Source organism: Streptomyces sp. NBC_01384 (genome assembly GCF_045040035.1).
In the GTDB taxonomy this organism is placed as follows: Bacteria; Actinomycetota; Actinomycetes; order Streptomycetales; family Streptomycetaceae; genus Streptomyces.
Map to the genome: position 1 here is coordinate 1608392 of NZ_CP109559.1, position 23570 is coordinate 1631961.

Sequence of the window (23570 nt, forward strand, 5' to 3'; positions counted from 1 at the left end):
TCCCTTGGCTCACTGGTCGCACGCCCAGGCCGCATGGGCCGTCGCCCCCTTCGCCTGGGTGCGCAATGCATGTACCGCTTGGGCGGGATCCGCCGCCCCGTACACCGCCGAACCGGCGACGAAAACGTCCGCGCCCGCCTCCGCGCACTGCTCGATGGTGGACGCCGACACCCCGCCGTCGACCTGAAGCCACAGCTCGAGGCCGTGCTTGCCGATCAACTCCCGAGTGCGGCGGATCTTCGGAAGCATGATGTCCAGAAACGCCTGGCCGCCGAAACCGGGCTCGACCGTCATGATCAGCAGCATGTCGAGCTCGGGGAGCAGATCCTCGTACGGCTCGATGGGGGTCGCGGGCTTGAGCGCCATGGAGGCACGGGCGCCCTTGGCCCGGATCTCGCGGGCGAGCCGCACCGGCGCGGCGGCCGCCTCGACGTGGAAGGTGACGGAACCGGCACCCGCTTCCACGTACTGGGGTGCCCACCGATCGGGGTCCTCGATCATCAGATGGCAGTCCAGCGGCGTGTCCGTCGCACGGGCCAGGGACTCTACGACCGGCACACCGAGCGTGAGGTTCGGTACGAAATGGTTGTCCATGACGTCGACATGGAGCCAGTCCGCCCCTTCCACCGCCTTTGCCTCCTCGGCAAGGCGGGCGAAGTCCGCGGACAGGATGCTGGGGTTGATCTGCACGGCCATGCCCCAAGCCTGCCATGCCTCGGGCCGGTTGCTCTCCTCGGTCCGGCCTCTGGACCGTACCTGGACCCCTCGCAGCCGCACCCAGGCCGCTCTGCGGATGTCGCACGCTGTCCCGGGCTGCCGGCGCAACTCCCCCGGATAAAAGCAACGCCTTGTCAGCGACAGCCCGAAGAATCACGCCGGGAGGGGTGACGGGCGTGGACTCCGCCGGCATCCGCAAGTCACGCGGTTCGGCGGATCAAGGCCAGGTACATGGCGTCGGTGCCGTGCAGATGCGGCCACAGCTGTACGTCGGGGCCGTCGCCCAGGCCCGGTACGCCAGGGAGGAGCGGACGGGCGTCGAGGAGCTCGGCGGAACCGCCCTCGTAGTGCTTGAGCACGTCGTCCACGACCGCGCGGGTCTCGGCGAGGTGCGGCGAGCAGGTCGCGTACCCGACGACGCCCCCGACCCGTACGGAGTCGAGCGCCGTCCGCAGCAGCCCGCGCTGCAGCGGCGCGAAGCCTTCCAGGTCCTCGGGGCGGCGCCGCCAGCGGGCTTCGGGACGGCGCCGCAGCGCGCCCAGCCCCGTGCAGGGCACGTCCATGAGCACCCGGTCGAAGGTGCCGGGCAGCCACGGCGGACGGGTGCCGTCGGCCGCGATGACCTGGTACGGCCCGGGGTTCCCGGCCAGCGCTTTGGCGACGAGCCCGGCCCGGTGCGGCTGCTTCTCGGAGGCGAGCAGCACGGCGCCGCGCTCGGCGGCGAGCCCGGCGAGCATGGCGGCCTTGCCGCCGGGTCCCGCGCAGCCGTCCAGCCACGCCTTGTCGGGCCCGTCGAGCGGTGCGTTGGCGAGGGCGAGTGCCACCAGCTGGCTGCCCTCGTCCTGGACGCCCGCACGGCCCTCCCGTACGGCGTCGATGGCACCCGGTTCACCGCCCTCGGTGAGCCGCACGGCGTACGGCGACCAACGCCCCGGCAGCGCGGACTCCTCCCCGAGGGCGTCGAGGAGTTCGTCGGCGGTGGAGCGCCCGGGCCGGGCGACGAGCGTGACCTCGGGCCGCTCGTTGTCGGCTTCGAGCAGATCCTCGATCCCGGCGCGGCCGCCGCCCAGCGCGTCCCACAGCGCGGAGACGACCCAGCGCGGGTGCGAGTGCACGACGGCGAGGTGGTCCTCGGGGTCCTCGTCGTAGGGCGGCGCGACCTGCTCCAGCCAGGCGTCGAGATCCTGCTGCGCGACCTTGCGCAGCACGGCGTTGACGAACTTGGCACGCCCGTCGCCGAGCACGACACGGGCGAGCTCGACGGAGGCGGACACGGCGGCGTGCGTAGGAATCCGCGTACCGAGCAGCTGATGCGCACCGAGGCTGAGCACATCGAGCACGGGCGGATCGACCTCGCGCAGCGGCCGGTCGACACAGGCGGCGATGACGGCGTCGTACGTGCCCTGCCGGCGCAGTGTCCCGTACACCAGCTCGGTCGCCAGCGCCGCGTCCCGCCCGTCGAAGTCGCCCTTCTCGCGTGCCTTGCGCAGCAGCGGCGGCAGAACGAGGTTCGCGTACGCGTCCCGCTCGTCCACGGCCCGCAGCGCCTCGAAGGCGAGCATGCGGACCGGGTCCTTCTGGGGACGGCGGTAGGGCTTGCCGGGCTTGTGCGGCCGACGGGACTGCTCACTCACGAAAAAGGTGCTCCGGATCCTGGGTGGTTCGACCCGTCCAGCGTACGTCCGGACAGGCACGGACGGCCTCGCGGGCCGCGTCCGCGGGGACTGGGCACAGGCGGCCTCGCGGCCCCTGCCCGCACCTCAGACCCCGAGCCGCTCCCCGGAGGCGATGCGCACCCCGCGCGCCCAGTCGGCGGCGCGCATCGGCTTCTTGCCCTGGGCCTGGACCCACAGCAGCTCCACGGCGTACGAGCCGGTCCCGACGTACACGTTGTTCTTGCCGACGGACAGCTCGCCCGGGGCGAGGTCGGTGCGCTCAGGCACGGGCGCGGCGTGGATGAGCTTGAGCCGTTCGCCGCGGAAGACGGTCCAGGCGCCGGGCGCGGGCGTGCACCCGCGCACGACCCGGTCGACGCGCAGCGCCGGCGTGGACCAGTCGACGTGCGCGTTCTCGACGGAGATCTTCGGCGCCAGGGTGACGCCGTCGGCGGGCTGCGGTACCGCCTTCAGGGTGCCGTCCTCGATGCCGTCCATGGTCGCGACGAGCAGCCCGGCACCGGCGAAGGCGAGCCGGGTGAGCAGGTCCCCGCTGGTGTCGATGGGGCGGATCTCCTCGGTGACGGTCCCGTACACGGGCCCCGAGTCGAGCCCCTCCTCGATGAGGAAGGTGGAGGCGCCGGTGATCTCGTCCCCCGCCATGACCGCGTGCTGCACGGGGGCGGCGCCGCGCCAGGCGGGCAGCAGCGAGAAGTGCAGGTTGACCCACCCGTGGGCGGGAACGTCCAGGGCGACCCGAGGCAGCAGCGCCCCGTACGCCACCACGGGACAGGCATCGGGCCCGATCTCCCTCAGCCGCGCCAGAAAGTCCTCGTCCCGCGGCTTGACCGGCTTCAGCACCTCGATCCCGGCCTCCTCCGCCCGCTCGGCGACCGGACTCGCGACAAGGTGCCGCCCCCGCCCGGCCGGCGCGTCGGGCCGCGTGACAACGGCGGCCACCTCGTGCCGCCCGGAGGCGATCAAGGCGTCCAGAGCGGGAACGGCGACCTCGGGGGTACCTGCGAAGACGAGCTTCATGGGTGGCGGTTGGCCTCTCGGGCGGGAACGCTTCAGGGCCCTGCACACCCGCCGGTCGGGACGAGGTACGGGGCAGCGCACCAGTCTATGCGGCGAGGAGGCCTGCGGGCTCGGGGGTTGTTCGGCAAGCGTCACACGGCGACGCGCCGGATCCTCCGCGGTACGGGTGGGAACACATGAGCCAGGGCCGAAGGCCCGGGCGAGTCACCGGCGCACCGGGGGCGTACGCCCTTGGATGCGCCCTGTGCGTCTGCCCTCACGCCCCCGCAGCGTGACCACTCACCCGGAAACGCGTTGGTCAAGAGAGAGTTGACCGCAACGGGCCGCGATCGCGGCCCGATCCTTTTCAACGCCGGTTCGAGAGGCTTGTTCATGGCCGACCACGCAACCCACGACGCCCAGGCTCGGGCCAGCCTGCACTTGCTGGTGCGGGACATCGAGCGGGTCCGCCGGCAGGTGGACGCACTGCGCACGCTCACCGCCCAGTTGGGCAATGTCTACCGCCCGCGCCGCTCCGGCCCCTCCACGGGCTTCGTCGTCTACGGACGCGCCCCCGCCCCGACCGTCCGCCTCGCCCAGGAGCTGCGGGACAGCGTCGAGACCCTGGTCACCGCGGCCGTGGACTTCGACCGCTCACTGGGCTTCTCGTGGGACGCGGTGGGCTCGGCCCTCGGGGTCACCAAGCAGGCCGTGCACCGCCGTTACGGCGCCCGCCGCGCCGCCGCCCAGGCCGCCGCCGACGCCGAGCGCGCCACCGAGGTGCCGGGCACCCGCACGGTCGCCGTCAACACCGGTATCCCCACGGTGCCGACGGTCCCCGCCGCCCGCTCCATGCCGACCCAGCCGACGGCGGGCAGCCCCACGCTCCGCGACGAGGCCAGGCCCACGGCGTTCCCGGGGCCGCGCAACGGCTGACCCCACCTCTCGCCTGCCTCCCGGAGTCACCCAGCCCGGGAGGCGGCCCCTCCCCCACGCCCTCGCCGACGCGCCCCGCCCGGCATCAGGACCACGCGTCACCCCAAGTCCGCGGGACCACGCGTCACCCGAAACCCGCAGGACCGCTCCTCACCCGATGTCCGGCGGATCAATCCGAATCCGTACGGGCTCGCTCCCCCCACGTGCCATCCGCGCCGCCTGCGCGGCCTTCAGCGCGGCCGCCAGCGCCGCCCCACTGCCCGGCGGCACCCGAACAAGCGCCCGCTCCCACTGCTCCCCCGGCGGCGGCGCTCCCACCCGCCGCGGCCGCCCGGCATCGGTCACCGGCAGCGGCACCGGCCCCAACACCTCGGCGTCACCAGGAAGTTCGACCACCGCGAGAAACCCGGTGAGCGCCTCCGCCGTACCGGACACGGCCGCCATCCGGGACACCGGAGGAAACCCCAGCTCGGCCCGCTCGGCGAGCTCCCGCACCGCGTGCCCGACGGGATCCCACCGTACGAGCGCCTGTACGGGCCGCAGGGTCGGCTCCGCGACGACCACGACCGTGCCTCCCGCTCCCTGCCCGCGCACCAGCGCCGCCGCACCCGTCCACCGCCGCAGCGCGTCCTCGCCGGCCCGCAGATCGGGCCGCGACAGCATCGCCCAGCCGTCGAGCAGCAACGCGGCCGCGTACCCGCCCTCGGCGACCGGCTCGGCCCCTGGTGTGCTCACCACCAGCGCGGGCGCCCCCGGCACCGTATCGAGCACCTGTTCCCGCCCCGAAGTCCGCACGGGCACGGCCGGAAAGGCTCGCCCCAACTCCTCGGCGGTCCGCCGCGCCCCCACGACCTGGGCCCGCAGCCGGAACCCACCACACTCCGGACAGTGCCAGGCCGCCTCGTCCCGCCCGCACCAGGTGCACCGCAGCGCCCCGGCATCCCGTGCCTCCAACGGCCCGGCGCAGTGCCGGCACCGAGCCGGAGCCCGGCACTGCGCACAGGCCATCCGCGGTACGTACCCACGCCGCGGCACCTGCACCAGCACGGGGCCGTGCCGCAGCCCCTCTCTCACCACCTGCCAGGCGACCGTCGGCAACCGGGCCGCCCGTGCCGCCTCGTCCCGCGCGAGATCCCCGTCCCCCACGGTCCGCACAAGCGGCGCACTCGCCCGCACCTGGTCCCGCTCGGCGCCCAGCGGCAGCGCCCACCCGCTCTCGACGAGTTGCGCGGCCTCGACGGTGCAGCTCCAACTCCCCAGCAGAAATGCGCACTTGTCATGGGCGGCCCGCAGCAGCAGCACTTCCCGCGCATGCGGCTGCGGCGCGTGCAGCTCGCTGTGGCTGTCGTCCCCGTCGTCCCAGATGGCGACGAGCCCCAGATCCTGAACGGGCGCGAACATGGCGGCCCGGGTCCCCACCACGGCCCGTACGGACCCCCGCCGCACCGCGAGCCACTCGCGATACCGCTTCTCGGGCCCGGCCTCGGCGGTGAGCACCGCATGCCGCCCCTCCCCCAGCAACGAGGACAGCGCGGCATCGACACGAGCGACGGCCCGCCCATCCGGTACGACGACAAGCGCGCCGCGACCCGAAGCGAGCGTCGCGCCCACAGCCCTGGCGATTTCCTCGGCCCACTCGGGCCCGGGCAACGCGTTCCACACGGCTCGCGGCGCTCCGCCCGCGGCGAGCGACTCCAGAAAGGCCGCCCCCCGCCCGTACCGAACCCAGGACCCGACCGCGGGCACGCCGGGCGCAGGCAGCGGCGCGGGCGAGGGCTTCTGCTCGGCCCGGGCGTTGCGCGGCGGCACGGCAAGCTGCAGCACATCCGCGAGGCTCCCCGCGTACCGATCGGCGACGGCCCGGGCGAGCCCCAGCAACTCGGGCCCGAGCACGGGCTCGGGTGACACGACCTGCGCGAGCGCCGCGAGCGGTCCGCTGTAGTCGGACTCGGCAAGCCGCTCGACGAGAAACCCGTCGATCAGCCCCCCGCCCTCACGCCGCCCTTCCCGCACCCGATGCCGCCCGGCCCCGAACCGCACCCGGACCCGCACACCTGGCTGCGCCTCGGCATCGAGCTCCTCGGGCACGGCGTAGTCGAAATACCGATCAAGATGCAACACGCCCTTGTCGACAAGGACCCGCGCGACCGGCAGCTCCTTGGCCAGCGCGGCCCCCCGCCAGGTCCGCGGCTTCGCCTTGGGCGCCCTGGCCTGCCGCACCCCTTCCCGAATCAACGCAAGCTGCTCGGGCGGCGCACCCTCCGCACCGCCCTCACCCCACCCGTTCGCGCTGCTCACAGCAACATTCCTACCAGACCGCACTGACACCGCCGGGCGCCCGGGAGCAAGCCGGCCACGCATCGCAAACGCCCGGAGGGCACTTCTGCCGCTCCGGGCGCCACGATGTCGGGTGAAGGAGGGCACTGGCGCGGTAGCAGCACGCTGCCCCGTTTCCAGCGCCCCCTTCCCAAACCGGACATGAGGTTCTCCCTCATCCGGCTTTCCCCCAGGCCGTCGACCTGCCGCATTCCGCGGCGCCACCCACGTTGGCGACAGGCCCAAGCACCCGGACCCGGTTCTCAGGCGAGCGAATACGAGGGCAAATAGCCGAACACGGCAGTCCCTCCGCACCCTTCCCCGGTCGGCCATGCACACCTGGCTAAAGGCCCTTCGCTACGACGGGTTATGTTGTCCGCGCCGATCACTGCTACTACGCCCTCCTCCGACTTCCGCTCGACGCTCCACCACTTCACGGTTCTACCGCTTATAGGCTTCGCCGTTACCGGGCACCGCAGGCTGGCGACCTGCGGCCACACCGCCGGTGTCAAGACGGATCTCTCCTGTTTCGCCGTGGGCTGTGTGCACGTTCCACGTCCTCTACGCCGGCGGGTTCCTGAGTGCTTCACATCCAAGACCTTCACACCGTCCATGGCCTTCGCCCGAGAGAGCGGGGCTCGGCTCCCGCTTGGTCCCTGCTCACGCAGGGGGAACTTAACGACGCGGCAGACTTCGCTTAATGCTGCGGACCGCACACTTGCTCGCCCCCCAAAGGGACTTTGTCATGACGCTTCAACGGTCGGGTCTCCCCTACCGTCGGCCACCAGCTACCGGGCTGCTTGGCCACTACCCGGACCGGACTCACACCGGCAAGTCCACGACGACTTATCAGGACACACCTCTCCCGAGTTCCAAGCGGCAGCGGCCCATGATCCAGATTCACCGCGCGCCCTGGGCGCACTCCACCGAAGTAGCCGCGGCCATCGCACCGGGAGACCCCGAGCGTACGAGACCCCACCCCACCCGACCACCGATTTTCGCGCCCGGCACGACACACGGCACCCTGCTCGGGCCTCCGGTGGGAGAGCTCGGGCCCCCGGTGGGAGAGCGGGAGAAACGACGAGGCCCGGCACCCCCGAGGGGTACCGGGCCTCACCAGGACGCGGCCGATTACAGACCGGCGGCCTTGCGCAGGGCGTCCACGCGGTCCGTACGCTCCCACGTGAAGTCGGGCAGCTCGCGGCCGAAGTGGCCGTAGGCGGCGGTCTGGGAGTAGATCGGGCGCAGCAGGTCGAGGTCGCGGATGATGGCCGCCGGACGGAGGTCGAACACCTCGGCGATGGCGGTCTCGATCTTCTCGGCGTCGACCTTGGCGGTGCCGAAGGTCTCGACGAAGAGGCCGACGGGCTCGGCCTTGCCGATGGCGTAGGCGACCTGGACCTCGCAGCGCGAGGCAAGACCCGCGGCGACGACGTTCTTGGCGACCCAGCGCATCGCGTAGGCGGCGGAGCGGTCGACCTTGGACGGGTCCTTGCCGGAGAAGGCGCCGCCGCCGTGGCGGGCCATGCCCCCGTACGTGTCGATGATGATCTTGCGGCCGGTCAGGCCGGCGTCGCCCATCGGGCCGCCGATCTCGAAGCGGCCGGTGGGGTTGACCAGCAGGCGGTAGCCCTCGGTCTCCAGCTTGATGCCGTCGTCCAGCAGCGCCTTCAGCTCCGGCTCGACCACGAATTCGCGGATGTCGGGGGCCAGGAGCGAGTCCAGGTCGATGTCGCTCGCGTGCTGCGAGGAGACGACGACCGTGTCCAGGCGGACCGCCTTGTCACCGTCGTACTCGATGGTGACCTGGGTCTTTCCGTCGGGACGGAGGTAGGGGATCGTGCCGTTCTTGCGGACCTCGGAGAGGCGGCGCGAGAGGCGGTGCGCCAGGTGGATCGGCAGCGGCATCAGGTTCGGCGTCTCGTCGGTCGCGTACCCGAACATCAGGCCCTGGTCGCCGGCACCCTGCTTGTCCAGCTCGTCCTCGTCGCCCTCGACACGCTGCTCATAGGCGGTGTCGACACCCTGCGCGATGTCCGGCGACTGCGAACCGATCGACACCGAGACACCACAGGAAGCTCCGTCGAAGCCCTTCTTCGACGAGTCGTAGCCGATCTCCAGGATCTTGTCGCGGACCAGCTGGGCGATCGGCGCGTACGCCTTGGTGGTGACCTCGCCGGCCACGTGCACCAGGCCGGTGGTGATCAGCGTCTCCACGGCGACCCGGGACGTCGGGTCCTCGCGCAGAAGCGCGTCGAGAATGGTGTCACTGATCTGGTCAGCGATCTTGTCGGGGTGGCCCTCGGTCACGGACTCCGAGGTGAACAGGCGACGGGACACAACGCTCCCTGTGGTTGCAGCGGCTGCTGGCTGATCATTGGTGGACGGGACGAGAGCTGCGCTCGGCGGCGTCCGAGAACAGTTTATCGGTCGCACTCACCCACAGGCCCCCCTGTCTCGCTTCTCGGAAGCCCTGTGACCTGCGGCACGGGCATTCTGCGCCATGACAATCGGTCTCCACCAGGGTCGGCACACCCGATTTCGCGCGAATGGACGCGCCTGTTGAGGCGAATGAGACATTTACTGCAGACGGCGTGTCACCAGGTCCCACACGGTCTCGGCCAGAGCTTCCTTGGGTCCGTACGGCACCGGGGTCTCACTGCCGTCGGCCCCCAGCACCACGGCCTCGTTCTCCTCGGAACCGAAGGTCTTTCGCTCCCCCACCTCGTTCACGACGAGGAGGTCGCATCCCTTGCGTTCCAGTTTCGTACGGCCGTTGGCGAGGACGTCGTCCGTCTCGGCGGCGAAACCGACGACCACCTGGCCGGGGCGGGGGCGGTCCGTCGAGATCTCCGCGAGGATGTCCGGATTACGGACCAGAACGATCGGTTCCGGTTCCTGTCCGTCCTTCTTCTTGATCTTTCCGGCCGCGTACGTGGCCGGGCGGAAGTCCGCCACCGCCGCCGCCATCACCACGGCGTCGGCGTCCGAGGCCGCCTTCAGCACCGCCTCGCGCAGCTGCACGGCCGTCCCGACCTGCACCACGTCCACCCCCGCCGGGTCCGGCAGTCCGGTGTTCGCGGCGATCAGCGTGACCCGGGCGCCCCGCGCGGCCGCCGTGCGCGCCAGGGCGTACCCCTGCTTGCCGGAGGAGCGGTTGCCGAGGAAGCGGACCGGGTCGAGCGGCTCGCGGGTGCCGCCCGCGCTGACGACGACATGGCGGCCGGCCAGGTCCGGCTCGGCCACCCCGCGGGCCAGTACGCGGCGACAGACCTCGAAGATCTCCGACGGCTCGGGCAGCCGCCCCTTGCCGGTGTCGATGCCGGTCAGACGTCCCACAGCGGGCTCGATGACGACGGCGCCGCGGCGGCGCAGCGTCGCCACGTTCTCCTGCGTGGCCGGGTGCTCCCACATCTCGGTGTGCATGGCGGGCGCGAAGACGACCGGGCAGCGTGCGGTGAGCAGGGTGTTCGTGAGGAGGTCGTCGGCGAGGCCATGGGCCGCCTTGGCGAGCATGTCGGCCGTCGCGGGGGCCACCACCACCAGGTCCGCGTGCTGTCCGATGCGCACGTGCGGGACCTCGTGGACGTCCGACCAGACCTCGGTGGAAACGGGGTGCCCGGAGAGCGCGGACCAGGTGGCGGCACCGACGAAGTGCAGGGCGGACCCGGTGGGGACGACGCGTACGTCGTGGCCCGACTCCGTCAGCCGGCGCAGCAGCTCACAGGCCTTGTACGCGGCGATGCCACCGCTGACCCCCAGCACGACCTTGGGCTTGTCCACCGTCTCTCCCCGGGCTCGGAAACGTACGACTCCATGACACACCACAGGCCCGGCGGTCGCGCCGCCGGGCCTGGGATGAGCAATTGAACGACTACTGCGCGGGGCCCTCAACGGCCTCGGACGTCAGCAGACCCGCGTTGATCTCGCGCAGGGCGATAGAAAGCGGCTTCTCGTGGACGTGGGTGTCGACGAGCGGACCGACGTACTCGAGGAGGCCCTCGCCGAGCTGCGAGTAGTACGCGTTGATCTGGCGGGCACGCTTGGCCGCGTAGATCACGAGGCTGTACTTCGAGTCGGTGGCCTCGAGGAGCTCGTCGATCGGAGGGTTGATGATGCCCTCGGGAGCGGTGATGGAAGAGGACACGCTCTGCCTTCCGAAAGGTGGAAAATGACCTGAAATATCAAACAACTTCCATCAAGGCTAGCAGCTCACGCGCCACGTCCTCGACGGAGGTGTTGACCAGGGTGACATCGAACTCCGGCTCGGCCGCCAGTTCGATCTTGGCCGCTTCCAGGCGGCGCTCGATCACCTCGGGCGGTTCGGTGCCCCGCCCGGTGAGTCTGCGCACCAGCTCCTCCCAGGAGGGAGGAGCCAGGAACACCAGCAGGGCCTCCGGCATGGACTCGCGGACCTGCCGGGCACCCTGGAGGTCGATCTCCAGGAGGACCGGCACACCCGCCTCCAGGTGCTCCAGGACGGCGGCACGCGGCGTCCCGTAGCGGTTTCCGGCGAATTCGGCCCACTCCAGCAGCTCGCTGTTGGCGATCAGCTTGTCCATCTCGTCGTCGGAGACGAAGAAGTAGTGGACTCCGTGCTTCTCACCGGGGCGCGGCTTGCGGGTCGTCGCCGACACCGAGAGCCAGACCTCGGGGTGTTCCTTGCGCATATGGGCGACGACCGTGCTCTTGCCGACCCCTGAGGGGCCGGAGAGCACGGTCAGCCGCGGACGTTCACTCATGCAGCGATTATTCCAGCAATCCCGGTATGCCCAGGACTCAGGCGCCGGAGCCGCCGAACTCGCGTTCCAGAGAAGCGATCTGGTTCGAGCCGAGGCCACGCACGCGGCGGCTCTCGGAGATACCGAGTCGCTCCATGATCTGCTTGGCGCGGACCTTGCCCACGCCCGGCAGGGACTCAAGGAGAGCGGAGACCTTCATCTTGCCGATGACGTCGTTCTCCTGGCCCTGCTTGATGACCTCGTGAAGGGAGGCGCCGGAGTGCTTGAGTCGATTCTTGACCTCGGCCCGCTCCCGGCGAGCCGCGGCGGCCTTTTCGAGCGCGGCTGCGCGCTGTTCAGGGGTAAGGGGCGGAAGAGCCACGCCTACGTCACCTCGGATGTCGAACTGTCGGATACGGACCGGTGAGGAACCTAGTCGCCCCACACCTGGGGAGCTACGAGCAACACGCTTGCCCGTTCTCCCCCACTGCCTTGAAAGCGTGGGAGGTGCCCCCACTCGACGGAGACTAGCGGGCAAGTGCGCCAGAGTCAGCGAGAACAGAGGAAAAGTCCTGGTCAGCCTCCCTGGAGCCGGACATTTACGACATACTGCCCCGGATTTGAGGATGTATTCAGACTCGAGCCGCTCCGGAGCCACTCATCGGAGGACTGCCGATCGCCCCTTGGAGAGCTCAGGCGGCCGCCACCGCGGCCCTGATCTCCTCCGCGAAGCGGTCCGCGGACTCCCGCAGCGCGAGAACGTCGGGACCGTGACGCAGAACACCTCGGCTGACGTTCGGGACGACATTGCGCACCGCCGCGCCGAAGACACCCGCGAGATCGGCCGCCGTGGCCCCCTGAGCGCCGATTCCCGGCGCGAGGAGCGGTCCGTTGATGTCCAGGTCGTAGGAGGAGAGATCGCCCAGCGTGGCGCCCACGACGGCGCCGAAGGACCCCAGGGGCGCCTCTCCCGCGTTCTCGGCGGCGAGATGGGCCAGCATGGTCGCTCCGACGTTACGGCCGTCCCCGCGGACCGCGTGCTGCACCTCGCCGCCCTCCGGGTTCGAGGTCAGGGCGAGCACGAACAGCCCGGCGCCGCTCTCGCGCGCCAGCTCCACCGCGGGCTTCAGCGAGCCGTAGCCCAGATACGGCGACACGGTCAGCGCGTCCGAGAAGAGCGGCGCGCCCTTGCGCAGGAAGGTCTCCGCGTAGGCGGCCATGGTCGAGCCGATGTCGCCGCGCTTGGCGTCCATCACGACCAGCGCCCCGGCCGCGCGCGCCTCCTCGACCGACTTCTCCAGGACGGCGATCCCGCGCGACCCGAACCGCTCGAAGAAGGCGCTCTGCGGCTTGAGGACGGCCACCCGGTCGGCGAGCGCCTCGACGACCGTGCGGCTGAAGCGCTCCAGGCCCGCGATGTCGTCGCCGAGCCCCCAGTCGGCGAGCAGGGACGCGTGCGGGTCGATGCCCACGCACAGGGGGCCGCGCTCGTCCATGGCGCGGCGAAGACGTGCGCCGAAGGGTTCCAGGCCCATGCTGCCTGCCTCGCTCATGCGGATTTCCTCACGTCGGCGCCGACCGCGTCGGCGAGGGTGGCGTACGGGCTCGTCCGGAGGCGCGCGGCGAGCCCCTTGTGGATCGCGCGGCCCCAGAAGGGACCCTCGTAGATGAACGCGCTGTACCCCTGGACCAGCGTGGCGCCGGCCAGGATGCGCTGCCAGGCGTCCTCGGCGTTCTCTACGCCGCCGACGCCCACCAGGGTGATCCGGTCGCCCACGCGCGCGTAGAGGCGGCGCAGCACCTCCAGGGAGCGTGCCTTCAGCGGCGCGCCCGAGAGTCCGCCGGTCTCCTTGACGAGCGAGGGTTCGGACTTCAAACCGAGTCCCTCGCGCGCGATGGTGGTGTTGGTGGCGATGATCCCGTCCAGGCCGAGTTCGACGGCGAGGTCGGCGACCGCGTCGACGTCCTCGTCGGCGAGGTCGGGAGCGATCTTGACGAGCAGCGGCACACGCCGGTCGGTCACGGCACGGTCGGCGGCCTCACGGACGGCGCTCAGCAGCGGCCGCAGCGCCTCGGTGGCCTGGAGATTGCGCAGGCCGGGCGTGTTCGGCGAGCTCACATTCACCACGAGATAGTCCGCGTACCGGGCGAGCCGCTCGGTCGACTTCACGTAGTCGCCGACGGCCTCCTCCTCGGGGACGACCTTGGTCTTGCCGATGTTGACGCCCACGACGGTCCTGAAGACGGCCGTACGGGCCGCCAGGCGCGCCGCCACGGCCGCGGAACCCTCGTTGTTGAACCCCATGCGGTTGATCAGCGCCCGGTCCGGCACAAGGCGGAACAGCCGCTTCTTGGGGTTGCCCGGCTGCGGCTCCCCCGTGACCGTGCCGATCTCGATGTGGTCGAAGCCGAGCATCGACATCCCGTCGATCGCGACGGCGTTCTTGTCGAAGCCCGCCGCGAGCCCGAAGGGGCCGTGCATCCGCAGCCCGAACGCCTCGGTGCGCAGCTCCTTGTAGCGGGGCGCGAGCGCGGCGGCGACGAAGGTGCGCAGCACGGGGATGCGAGCGGCGAGGCGGATCCAGCGGAAGGCGAGGTAATGGGCCTGCTCCGGGTCCATCCGCTTGAAGACCAGCCGGAAGAAAAGCTTGTACATGTCTCAGTGTCCTCTTGAAGCGTCATGAGCCTCATGAAGAGGGGGACACCGTTTCCGGTGTCCCCCTCAGGGCTGCTAGTCGCGGGCCGCGGTCAGATGCTCGGCGTGTTCCTGGAGTGAGCGCACGCCCACGTCGCCGTGGTTGAGCGCGTCGATGCCCTGGACGGCGGCGGCGAGGGCCTGGACCGTCGTCAGGCAGGGCACGGAGCGTGCCACGGCCGCCGTACGGATCTCGTAGCCGTCGAGACGGCCACCGGTGCCGTACGGCGTGTTGACGATGAGGTCGACCTCGCCGTCGTGGATGAGCTGGACGATGGTCTTCTCACCGTTGGGGCCGGTGCCCTCGGACTGCTTGCGCACGACCGTGGCGTTGATGCCGTTGCGCTTGAGCACCTCGGCCGTGCCGGACGTGGCCAGCAGCTCGAAGCCGTGGGCGACCAGCTCGCGCGCCGGGAAGATCATCGAGCGCTTGTCGCGGTTGGCGACGGAGATGAAGGCGCGGCCCTTGGTCGGCAGCGGACCGTACGCGCCCGCCTGCGACTTGGCGTACGCCGTTCCGAACACCGAGTCGATGCCCATGACCTCACCGGTCGAGCGCATCTCCGGGCCGAGGACGGTGTCGACGCCACGCCCGTGGATGTCGCGGAACCGCGACCACGGCATGACGGCCTCCTTGACGGAGATCGGCGCGTCGAGGGGCAGCTCACCGCCGTCACCGGTGGCCGGCAGCAGTCCCTCCGCCCGCAGCTCCGCGACGGTGGCGCCCAGCGAGATCCGGGCGGCGGCCTTCGCCAGCGGCACCGCGGTCGCCTTCGAGGTGAAGGGCACGGTGCGCGAGGCACGCGGGTTGGCTTCGAGGACGTACAGGATGTCGCCGGCCATCGCGAACTGGATGTTGATCAGGCCGCGGACCCCGACGCCCTTGGCGATGGCCTCCGTGGAGGCGCGCAGACGCTTGATGTCGAACCCGCCGAGCGTGATCGGCGGCAGCGCGCACGCCGAGTCGCCGGAGTGGATGCCGGCCTCCTCGATGTGCTCCATGACGCCGCCGAGGTAGAGCTCCTCGCCGTCGTACAGGGCGTCGACGTCGATCTCGATCGCGTCGTCGAGGAACCGGTCGACCAGGACCGGCCGGGAGGGGCTGATCTCGGTCGACTCGGCGATGTACGAGGACAGCCGCGTCTCGTCGTACACGATCTCCATGCCGCGCCCGCCGAGCACGTACGAGGGCCGTACGAGGACGGGGTAGCCGATCTCGTCGGCGATGGCCTTGGCCTCGGCGAAGGTCGTGGCGGTGCCGTGCTTGGGGGCCGGGAGACCGGCCTCCGCGAGAACGCGTCCGAAGGCGCCGCGGTCCTCGGCGGCGTGGATCGCCTCGGGGGACGTACCGACGACCGGCACGCCGTTGTCCTTGAGCGCCTGCGCCAGGCCCAGCGGGGTCTGCCCGCCGAGCTGCACGATCACACCCGCGATCGGACCGGCCAGCGACTCCGCGTGGACGATCTCCAGCACGTCCTCGAGCGTCAGCGGCTCGAAGTACAGGCGGTCGGAGGTGTCGTAGTCCGTGGAGACGGTCTCGGGGTTGCAGTTGACCATCACGGTCTCGTAGCCCGCGTCGCTGAGCGCGAAGGAGGCGTGGACGCAGGAGTAGTCGAACTCGATGCCCTGGCCGATGCGGTTCGGGCCGGAGCCCAGGATGATCACCGCGGGCTTCTCGCGCTGCGCGACCTCCGTCTCCTCGTCGTACGAGGAGTAGAAGTACGGCGTGTTCGCCGCGAACTCGGCGGCGCAGGTGTCGACCGTCTTGTACACCGGGCGCACGCCCAGCGCGTGCCGCACCTCGCGCACGACGTCCTCGCGCAGCCCCCGGATCTCGGCGATCTGGGCGTCGGAGAAGCCGTGCCGCTTGGCCTCGGCGAGCAGCTCGGGGTCGAGCTTGTCGGCGGCGGCCAGCTCGTCCGCGATCTCCTTGATCAGGAACAGCTGGTCGACGAACCAGGGGTCGATCTTCGTCGCCTCGAAGACCTCCTCGGGCGTGGCGCCCGCGCGGATGGCCTGCATGACGGAGTTGATGCGGCCGTCGGTGGGCCGCACGGCCTCGCGCAGCAGCTCGGCCTTGTCACCAGGCTCGCCGACGAACGTGAACTGGCTGCCCTTCTTCTCCAGCGACCGCAGCGCCTTCTGCAGCGCCTCGGTGAAGTTGCGGCCGATCGCCATGGCCTCGCCGACCGACTTCATGGTCGTGGTGAGGGTGGAGTCGGCGCTCGGGAACTTCTCGAAGGCGAAGCGCGGGGCCTTCACGACCACGTAGTCGAGCGTCGGCTCGAAGGACGCCGGGGTCTTCTCCGTGATGTCGTTCGGGATCTCGTCGAGCGTGTAGCCGACGGCGAGCTTCGCGGCGATCTTGGCGATCGGGAAGCCGGTCGCCTTGGAGGCGAGCGCCGAGGAGCGCGACACGCGCGGGTTCATCTCGATGACGATCACGCGACCGTCCTCGGGGTTCACCGCGAACTGGATGTTGCAGCCACCGGTGTCGACGCCGACCTCGCGGATCACGGCGATGCCGATGTCGCGCAGGATCTGGTACTCGCGGTCGGTCAGCGTCATCGCCGGGGCGACGGTGATCGAGTCACCGGTGTGCACGCCCATGGGGTCGAAGTTCTCGATGGAGCAGACGACCACCACGTTGTCGTGCTTGTCGCGCATCAGCTCCAGCTCGTACTCCTTCCAGCCGAGGATGGACTCCTCCAGGAGCACCTCGGTGGTCGGGGAGAGCGTCAGGCCCTGGCCGGCGATGCGGCGCAGCTCCTCCTCGTCGTGCGCGAAGCCGGAGCCGGCGCCGCCCATCGTGAAGGAGGGGCGGACGACGACGGGGTAGCCGCCGAGCGTCTCGACGCCCCCCAGCACGTCGTCCATGGTGTGGCAGATCACGGACCGGGCGGACTCGCCGTGGCCGATCTTCGCGTTCACCGCCTCCACGACGCCCTTGAAGAGGTCGCGGTCCTCGCCCTTGTTGATGGCCTCGACATTGGCGCCGATCAGCTCGACGCCGTACTTGTCGAGGGTCCCGGCCTGGTGCAGCGAGATGGCCGTGTTGAGGGCCGTCTGACCGCCCAGGGTGGGCAGGAGCGCGTCGGGGCGCTCCTTGGCGATGATCTTCTCGACGAACTCGGGAGTGATCGGCTCGACGTACGTGGCGTCGGCGATCTCCGGGTCGGTCATGATCGTCGCCGGGTTGGAGTTGACCAGGATGACCCTCAGGCCCTCGGCGCGCAGGATGCGGCACGCCTGGGTACCGGAGTAGTCGAACTCGGCGGCCTGGCCGATGACGATCGGGCCGGAGCCGATGACCAGGACGGACTGGATATCGGTGCGCTTAGGCACGCTGGCCCTCCATCAGGGATACGAAGCGGTCGAACAGGTAGGCGGCGTCGTGCGGGCCGGCTGCCGCTTCGGGGTGGTACTGGACGCTGAAGGCCGGCTGGTCGAGGAGGTGGAGCCCCTCGACGACCTGGTCGTTCAGGCAGACGTGGGAGACCTCGGCGCGGCCGTAGGGGGTCTCGGAGACCTTGTCGAGCGGGGCGTCGACGGCGAAGCCGTGGTTGTGCGCGGTGACCTCGACCTTGCCGGTCGTACGGTCCTGCACCGGCTGGTTGATGCCACGGTGGCCGTACTTCAGCTTGTAGGTGCCGAAGCCGAGCGCGCGGCCCAGGATCTGGTTGCCGAAGCAGATGCCGAAGAGAGGCGTCTTGCGGGCGAGGACTTCCCGCATGACGGCGACGGGACCGTCGGCGGTGGCCGGGTCACCGGGGCCGTTGGAGAAGAAGACCCCGTCGGGGTTCACGGCGTACACGTCCTCGGCCGTGGCCGTGGCGGGCAGCACGTGCACCTCGATGCCGCGCTCGGCCATGCGGTGCGGGGTCATGCCCTTGATGCCCAGGTCGACGGCGGCGACGGTGAACTTCTTCTCGCCGATGGCGGGGACGACGTACGCCTCTGTCGTGGCGACCTCTTCGAAGAGGCTGGCGCCCTTCATCTCGGGCGCCTGGCGCACCTCGGCGAGCATGGTGCCCTCGTCGGGCAGCGCGTTGCCGGAGAAGATGCCGACGCGCATGGCGCCGCGCTCGCGCAGATGGCGGGTGAGCGCGCGCGTGTCGACACCGCTGATGCCGACGACTCCCTGGCCCCGCAGTTCCTCGTCCAGCGAGCGCCGTGCGCGCCAGTTGGAGGGCACGCGCGCGGGGTCGCGTACGACGTATCCCGCGACCCAGATCCGCTTCGACTCGGGGTCCTCGTCGTTGACGCCGGTGTTGCCGACGTGCGGGGCGGTCATCACGACGACCTGGCGGTGGTACGACGGGTCGGTGAGGGTCTCCTGGTAGCCGGTCATCCCGGTGGAGAACACGGCCTCGCCGAAGGTCACCCCCACGGCCCCGTAGGCGCGGCCGCGGAAGATCCGGCCGTCCTCCAGGACGAGTACGGCGGAAGCTGCCTTGTGCCTCTGCGAGGCAGCTCCCTGGATGGAGGTCGTCATCGTGCGCCTTCCGTGTCGATCGTTTCGTTGCTCTTGTTGATCTCGTTGATCAGGGTGTCCAGGGTGTCGACCCACTCGGCGTGCTCGGCCGCGCGGTCGGAGCGGAAGCCGGAGTCGATCAGCTTGTCGCCGTGCGCCCAGGTCACGACGAGCAGACCGCCCTCGCTGAGGACCTTCCCGGCGATGCCCTTGCCGAGCAGGGCCTCGCGCAGCGCCTCGGCCGGGATGAAGAAGTCGGTGGCCCCTGGGCGTACGACGTCCAGTCCCGCGTCCGTCAGCGTGAGCTCGACCCGGCTGCGGGTGCCCAGGCCGTGCGCCACGATGCGGTCCAGCCACTGCCCGGCCGTCGTGGAGCCGTGGTAGCGGCCGCTCATGCTCAGTTTCGCCGGGCCGGGGTCTTCCGGCGCGGTGGGCAGCTCCGGCAGGTCACCCTGAAGGGTGCCGCGCCACTTCCAGCCCTCGCGCATCAGCCAGTAGACGAGGACGACGAAGAGGGCGAGGCCGACGAGCCAGCCGATCCGGGCGGCCCAGTCGGTCACGGCCGCCGACTTCTGTTCAGCGGCCAGCGATTTGGCGGCCATCGAGATGAGAGGTGTCACGCGAGCTTCCCGTCGACGAGGGTGGCCTTGCCCCGCAGCCAGGTGTGCGTGACCCGGCCCGGCAGCTCGCGGCCCTCGTAGGGGGTGTTGCGGCTGCGCGAGGCGAAGCCCGCGGGGTCCACGGCCCCACGGTATGCCGTGTCGACGAGCGTGAGGTTGGCGGGCTCACCTGCCGAGACGGGACGGCCGTGGCCCGCGGCCCGCCCGATCCGCGCGGGCTTGACGGACATGCGGTCGGCGACGCCGGCCCAGTCGAGCAGCCCGGTCTCGACCATCGTCTGCTGCACGACGGACAGCGCGGTCTCGAGCCCCACCATGCCCATGGCGGCGGCGGCCCACTCGCAGTCCTTGTCCTCGTGCGGGTGCGGCGCGTGGTCGGTGGCGACGATGTCGATCGTGCCGTCCGCGAGCGCTTCGCGCAGGGCCATGACGTCGCGCTCGGTGCGCAGCGGCGGGTTGACCTTGTAGACCGGGTTGTACGTGCGGACCAGCTCGTCGGTGAGGAGGAGGTGGTGCGGGGTGACCTCGGCGGTGACGTCGATGCCCCGCGCCTTGGCCCAGCGCACGATCTCGACGCTGCCGGCCGTCGACAGGTGGCAGATGTGGACACGCGAGCCGACGTGCTCGGCGAGCAGGACATCCCGGGCGATGATCGATTCTTCGGCCACCGCGGGCCAGCCCCCGAGCCCCAGCTCGGCGGAGACGACGCCCTCGTTCATCTGGGCGCCCTCGGTGAGCCGCGGCTCCTGCGCGTGCTGCGCGACAACGCCGCCGAAGGCCTTCACGTACTCCAGGGCCCGGCGCATGATCACCGCGTCGTCCACGCACTTGCCGTCGTCCGAGAAGACCGTGACCCCGGCCGCGGACTCGTGCATCGCGCCCAGCTCGGCGAGCTTCTTGCCCTCCAGGCCGACCGTGACGGCGCCGATCGGCTGCACATCGCAGTAGCCGTGCTCCTGGCCGAGCCGGTAGACCTGCTCGACCACACCGGCGGTGTCGGCGACCGGGAAGGTGTTGGCCATGGCGAACACGGCGGTGTAGCCGCCACTCGCCGCCGCCCGCGTACCGGTCAGGACGGTCTCGGAGTCCTCACGACCGGGTTCGCGCAGGTGGGTGTGCAGGTCGACAAGGCCCGGCAGCAGCACTTTCCCCTCGGCCTCGACGACCTCGGCGCCCTCGGCGGACAGGCCGGTGCCGACCGCCGCGATCTGGGTGCCCTCGATCAGCACGTCCTGCGGCTCGCCCCCGAGCACCTTCGCACCACGGATCAGGATCTTGCTCATGTTCTTACTTCTCCTCGTCCGCGGAAATGGTGTGCGCGGAGCGCTCGTTGGAAGGGTGGTGGTGGGCGACGGGCGGGCGGGTGTGGGTGACGGCGGGCTCGTTGCCGCCCAGCAGCAGGTACAGGACGGCCATCCGGATGGAGACGCCGTTGGCCACCTGCTCGACGACGGTGCAGCGGTCGGAGTCGGCGACCTCGGCGGTGATCTCCATGCCGCGGACCATCGGGCCGGGGTGCATCACGATCGCGTGCTCGGGCATCTTCGCCATGCGGTCGCCGTCGAGGCCGTAGCGCCGCGAGTACTCGCGCTCGGTCGGGAAGAACGCCGCGTTCATCCGCTCGCGCTGGACGCGCAGCATCATCACCGCGTCGGACTTGGAGAGCGTGCTGTCGAGGTCGTACGAGATCTCGCAGGGCCAGGACTCGACGCCGACCGGCACCAGGGTGGGCGGGGCGACGAGGGTGACCTCGGCGCCGAGGGTGTGCAGCAGGTCGACATTGGAGCGGGCGACCCGGCTGTGCAGGACGTCGCCGACGATCGTGATGCGCTTGCCCGAGAGGTCCTGGCCGATCCCGGCGTCCCGGCCGACCAGGCGGCGGCGCATGGTGAAGGCGTCGAGCAGGGCCTGGGTGGGGTGCTGGTGGGTGCCGTCACCCGCGTTGATGACGGCGGCGTCGATCCAGCCGGAGGTGGCGAGCCGGTAGGGGGCTCCGGAGGCGCCGTGCCGGATGACGACGGCGTCGACGCCCATGGCTTCGAGGGTCTGGGCGGTGTCCTTGAGCGACTCCCCCTTCGACACCGAAGATCCCTTGGCGGTGAAGTTGATGACGTCCGCGGAGAGGCGCTTCTCGGCTGCCTCGAAGGAGATCCGGGTACGGGTCGAGTCCTCGAAGAAGAGGTTCACAACGGTGCGGCCGCGCAGGGTCGGCAGTTTCTTGATCGGCCGGTCGGCGACCCGGGCCATCTCCTCGGCGGTGTCGAGGATCAGGACGGCGTCGTCGCGGGTGAGGTCGGCGGCCGAGATGAGATGACGCTGCATCTGTCAGGCTCCGTAACGCAGTTCAGTTCAGGATGCGGGGGTCTGGGGGTGTCCCCCAGAAAGGCACAGCCGGGCAAACGGGCGCGCGCGGAGGCGCACTCGGGGGCGTACGGCAGTGGCGTAGTCCGGAGTGCTACTGCTGCGCGTCCGGGGAGGTCCGCTTCGCACCGAGCAGCACGGTGTCGCGACCGTCCTCCTCGGCGAGCTGGACCTTGACCGTCTCCCGCAGCGACGTGGGGAGGTTCTTGCCGACGTAGTCGGCGCGGATGGGCAGTTCGCGGTGGCCGCGGTCGACGAGGACCGCGAGCTGCACGGCGCGCGGGCGGCCGATGTCGTTCAGCCCGTCGAGCGCGGCACGGATGGTGCGGCCGGAGAAGAGCACGTCGTCGACGAGGACGACCAGGCGGCCGTCGATGCCGTGACCGGGGATCTCGGTGCGGGCCAGCGCACGCGGCGGGTGCATGCGCAGGTCGTCGCGGTACATGGTGATGTCGAGCGAGCCGACCGGGATCTTGCGGTCGGTGATCTCCTCGAGTTTCACGGCGAGCCGCCGGGCGAGGAAGACGCCTCGGGTCGGAATGCCGAGGAGCACCACGTCGTCGGCACCCTTGGCGCGCTCGACGATCTCGTGGGCGATACGGGTCAGCACCCGCGCGATGTCGGGGGCCTCGAGAACGGGCCGCGCATCGGCTTCGTACTGCTGCTTGTCCTGCTCTGTGTCCATACGAAACGGACCTCCTTCTCCGCCTCACGGGACGGATCATTAAAGGACGTCGGATTTGCGCCATCAACGCTACCAGCCCGGCAACACCCCTGATCACCACCCTGCGGGACACCGCCGGTGACTCCCACGGAAGGGTCGGTCCGGACCATTCGGCTTGACGGGGAAGAGTAACGCTGCGTAACCTCACAGTGAGTCACCAGAGTCACCAGCCGCGCGGCGGAGCCGCACGTTGATACAGCGTCCGGGGAGCTATATGTCCAGCGAATACGCCAAACAGCTCGGGGCCAAGCTCCGGGCCATCCGCACCCAGCAGGGCCTTTCCCTCCACGGTGTCGAGGAGAAGTCCCAGGGACGCTGGAAGGCGGTCGTGGTCGGGTCGTACGAGCGCGGCGACCGCGCCGTCACCGTGCAGCGCCTTGCCGAACTGGCGGATTTTTACGGGGTCCCCGTGCAGGAGCTGCTGCCCGGCACCACTCCGGGCGGGGCCGCCGAGCCGCCGCCGAAGCTCGTCCTCGACCTGGAGCGCCTGGCCCACGTGCCGGCCGAGAAGGCAGGCCCCCTGCAGCGCTACGCCGCGACGATCCAGTCGCAGCGCGGTGACTACAACGGCAAGGTGCTGTCGATCCGCCAGGACGACCTGCGCACCCTCGCCGTCATCTACGACCAGTCGCCCTCGGTCCTCACCGAGCAGCTGATCAGCTGGGGTGTGCTCGACGCGGACGCGCGCCGCGCCGTCGCCCACGACGAGGGCTGAGCCCTTCGGGCAGCTCAGCAGAAACGTGCCGCCGGGGTGGCCGGAACCGCAGGTTCCGGCCACCCCGGCGGCTTTCTGCGGGCCTCGGGAGCCTCATCGGTACAGGAACGCCGGAGGGCCCGCAGCGGACGCGCTGCGGGCCCTCCGGCGTTTTCGTACGTTGCCGTCCACGGGCGCCGTACGACTAGGCCTCGTCGCGACGCAGCGACGGCTTGAGGTCCTTCAGCCGGCCCAGCAGGCCGTTCACGAACGAGGGCGACTCGTCCGTGGAGAACTCTTTCGCCAGCTGCACCGCCTCGTCGAGAACCACGGCGTCGGGGGTCCCGTCGACCCAGATCAACTCGTAGGCGCCAAGGCGCAGGATGTTGCGGTCGACGACCGGCATCCTGTCCAGCGTCCAGTCGACGGCGTACGTCGCGATGAGCTCGTCGATCCGCTTCGCCTTGGTGGCGTAGCCCTCGACCAGCTGCATTGTGTACTCGCTGACCGGCGGCTGCCGGGTGTCGCTCCGGGAGTGCCGGATCCAGTCCGCGAGGACCGTCAGGACGTCCACGCCGCGCTGGTCGCCCTCGAAGAGGATCTGGAAGGCGCGCTTGCGGGCCGTGTTGCGGGCAGCCAC

General features: G+C 70.7%; 20 protein-coding genes. 2 read left to right on the forward strand and 18 right to left on the reverse strand.

Translation table 11 applies throughout. The features are described 5' to 3' along the window. Positions 1–9: 9 nt before the first annotated feature. From rpe to fmt, 3 genes are all read right to left on the reverse strand, one after another. Entirely contained in the window at positions 10–696 is a 687-nt protein-coding gene (rpe, locus tag OG747_RS07110) for a ribulose-phosphate 3-epimerase (RefSeq protein WP_405878440.1), read from the reverse strand. A 221-nt stretch (positions 697–917) separates the two neighbouring features. After that, positions 918–2351 (reverse strand): RsmB/NOP family class I SAM-dependent RNA methyltransferase, encoded by a 1434-nt coding sequence (locus tag OG747_RS07115; RefSeq protein WP_405878441.1) that lies wholly within the window; start codon positions 2349–2351, stop codon positions 918–920. A gap of 126 nt (positions 2352–2477) precedes the next feature. Next, positions 2478–3410 (reverse strand): methionyl-tRNA formyltransferase, encoded by a 933-nt coding sequence (fmt, locus tag OG747_RS07120; protein ID WP_405878442.1) that lies wholly within the window; start codon positions 3408–3410, stop codon positions 2478–2480. A 372-nt stretch (positions 3411–3782) separates the two neighbouring features. Between fmt and OG747_RS07125 the strand changes: the two genes are divergently transcribed. Further along, a complete protein-coding gene (locus OG747_RS07125; RefSeq protein ID WP_405878443.1) occupies positions 3783–4325 on the forward strand; it encodes a hypothetical protein in 543 nt (180 codons plus the stop codon). A gap of 150 nt (positions 4326–4475) precedes the next feature. Here the strand turns inward: OG747_RS07125 and OG747_RS07130 are convergent, their stop codons facing one another. The 14 genes from OG747_RS07130 to pyrR form a co-directional block, all read right to left on the reverse strand. Beyond that, positions 4476–6623: a primosomal protein N' gene (locus tag OG747_RS07130; RefSeq protein WP_405878444.1), complete on the reverse strand. Its 2148-nt coding sequence runs from the start codon at positions 6621–6623 to the stop codon at positions 4476–4478. A gap of 1149 nt (positions 6624–7772) precedes the next feature. Further along, positions 7773–8981 (reverse strand): methionine adenosyltransferase, encoded by a 1209-nt coding sequence (gene metK, locus OG747_RS07135; RefSeq protein ID WP_405878445.1) that lies wholly within the window; start codon positions 8979–8981, stop codon positions 7773–7775. A 240-nt stretch (positions 8982–9221) separates the two neighbouring features. After that, positions 9222–10424, reverse strand: coding sequence for a bifunctional phosphopantothenoylcysteine decarboxylase/phosphopantothenate--cysteine ligase CoaBC (gene coaBC / locus OG747_RS07140; RefSeq protein ID WP_405878446.1), 1203 nt, complete (start codon positions 10422–10424; stop codon positions 9222–9224). A gap of 91 nt (positions 10425–10515) precedes the next feature. Then, positions 10516–10788 carry a DNA-directed RNA polymerase subunit omega gene (gene rpoZ / locus OG747_RS07145; RefSeq protein WP_003982715.1) on the reverse strand — a complete coding sequence of 91 codons (273 nt, stop codon included), beginning with the start codon at positions 10786–10788 and terminating at the stop codon, positions 10516–10518. Positions 10789–10825: 37 nt separating this feature from the next. Next, positions 10826–11383 (reverse strand): guanylate kinase, encoded by a 558-nt coding sequence (gene gmk / locus OG747_RS07150; RefSeq protein WP_405878447.1) that lies wholly within the window; start codon positions 11381–11383, stop codon positions 10826–10828. Between the two features lie 37 nt (positions 11384–11420). Next, positions 11421–11744 (reverse strand): integration host factor, encoded by a 324-nt coding sequence (locus tag OG747_RS07155; protein ID WP_016638838.1) that lies wholly within the window; start codon positions 11742–11744, stop codon positions 11421–11423. Positions 11745–12054: 310 nt separating this feature from the next. Next, positions 12055–12897, reverse strand: a complete 843-nt coding sequence (gene pyrF, locus OG747_RS07160) for an orotidine-5'-phosphate decarboxylase (protein WP_405885463.1) — start codon at positions 12895–12897, stop codon at positions 12055–12057. A gap of 14 nt (positions 12898–12911) precedes the next feature. After that, positions 12912–14018 (reverse strand): quinone-dependent dihydroorotate dehydrogenase, encoded by a 1107-nt coding sequence (locus OG747_RS07165; protein WP_405878448.1) that lies wholly within the window; start codon positions 14016–14018, stop codon positions 12912–12914. Between the two features lie 75 nt (positions 14019–14093). After that, positions 14094–17402, reverse strand: coding sequence for a carbamoyl-phosphate synthase large subunit (gene carB, locus OG747_RS07170; protein ID WP_405878449.1), 3309 nt, complete (start codon positions 17400–17402; stop codon positions 14094–14096). Beyond that, positions 17395–18552, reverse strand: coding sequence for a glutamine-hydrolyzing carbamoyl-phosphate synthase small subunit (gene carA, locus OG747_RS07175; protein ID WP_405878450.1), 1158 nt, complete (start codon positions 18550–18552; stop codon positions 17395–17397). Before carA ends, carB begins: the two co-directional genes overlap by 8 nt. After that, a complete protein-coding gene (locus OG747_RS07180) occupies positions 18549–19133 on the reverse strand; it encodes a hypothetical protein (RefSeq protein ID WP_405885464.1) in 585 nt (194 codons plus the stop codon). The genes carA and OG747_RS07180 overlap by 4 nt, the downstream gene beginning before the upstream one ends. A 14-nt stretch (positions 19134–19147) precedes the next feature. Beyond that, positions 19148–20434: a dihydroorotase gene (locus OG747_RS07185; RefSeq protein WP_405878451.1), complete on the reverse strand. Its 1287-nt coding sequence runs from the start codon at positions 20432–20434 to the stop codon at positions 19148–19150. Between the two features lie 4 nt (positions 20435–20438). After that, on the reverse strand, positions 20439–21473 hold the full coding sequence (locus tag OG747_RS07190; RefSeq protein WP_405878452.1) for an aspartate carbamoyltransferase catalytic subunit: 1035 nt from the start codon (positions 21471–21473) through the stop codon (positions 20439–20441). Positions 21474–21606: 133 nt separating this feature from the next. Further along, positions 21607–22197 (reverse strand): bifunctional pyr operon transcriptional regulator/uracil phosphoribosyltransferase PyrR, encoded by a 591-nt coding sequence (gene pyrR / locus OG747_RS07195; protein ID WP_405878453.1) that lies wholly within the window; start codon positions 22195–22197, stop codon positions 21607–21609. 253 nt (positions 22198–22450) lie between these two features. Here pyrR and bldD point away from each other — a divergent pair, with 253 nt between their 5' ends. Continuing rightward, positions 22451–22951: a transcriptional regulator BldD gene (bldD, locus tag OG747_RS07200; RefSeq protein WP_037621142.1), complete on the forward strand. Its 501-nt coding sequence runs from the start codon at positions 22451–22453 to the stop codon at positions 22949–22951. 184 nt (positions 22952–23135) lie between these two features. Here bldD and nusB read toward each other — a convergent pair whose 3' ends face one another. Further along, positions 23136–23570, reverse strand: coding sequence for a transcription antitermination factor NusB (gene nusB, locus OG747_RS07205; protein ID WP_405878454.1), 435 nt, complete (start codon positions 23568–23570; stop codon positions 23136–23138).

Bases quoted from the DNA above. Each gene is read 5' to 3' on its own strand.
- rpe (WP_405878440.1), bottom strand. From the start codon at position 696: ATGGCCGTGCAGATCAACCCCAGCATCCTGTCCGCGGACTTCGCCCGC.
- fmt (WP_405878442.1), bottom strand. From the start codon at position 3,410: ATGAAGCTCGTCTTCGCAGGTACCCCCGAGGTCGCCGTTCCCGCTCTG.
- OG747_RS07125 (WP_405878443.1), top strand. From the start codon at position 3,783: ATGGCCGACCACGCAACCCACGACGCCCAGGCTCGGGCCAGCCTGCAC.
- gmk (WP_405878447.1), bottom strand. From the start codon at position 11,383: ATGAGTGAACGTCCGCGGCTGACCGTGCTCTCCGGCCCCTCAGGGGTC.
- pyrF (WP_405885463.1), bottom strand. From the start codon at position 12,897: ATGGGCCTGGAACCCTTCGGCGCACGTCTTCGCCGCGCCATGGACGAG.
- OG747_RS07165 (WP_405878448.1), bottom strand. From the start codon at position 14,018: ATGTACAAGCTTTTCTTCCGGCTGGTCTTCAAGCGGATGGACCCGGAG.
- carA (WP_405878450.1), bottom strand. From the start codon at position 18,552: ATGACGACCTCCATCCAGGGAGCTGCCTCGCAGAGGCACAAGGCAGCT.
- OG747_RS07180 (WP_405885464.1), bottom strand. From the start codon at position 19,133: ATGGCCGCCAAATCGCTGGCCGCTGAACAGAAGTCGGCGGCCGTGACC.
- OG747_RS07185 (WP_405878451.1), bottom strand. From the start codon at position 20,434: ATGAGCAAGATCCTGATCCGTGGTGCGAAGGTGCTCGGGGGCGAGCCG.
- OG747_RS07190 (WP_405878452.1), bottom strand. From the start codon at position 21,473: ATGCAGCGTCATCTCATCTCGGCCGCCGACCTCACCCGCGACGACGCC.
- pyrR (WP_405878453.1), bottom strand. From the start codon at position 22,197: ATGGACACAGAGCAGGACAAGCAGCAGTACGAAGCCGATGCGCGGCCC.
- bldD (WP_037621142.1), top strand. From the start codon at position 22,451: ATGTCCAGCGAATACGCCAAACAGCTCGGGGCCAAGCTCCGGGCCATC.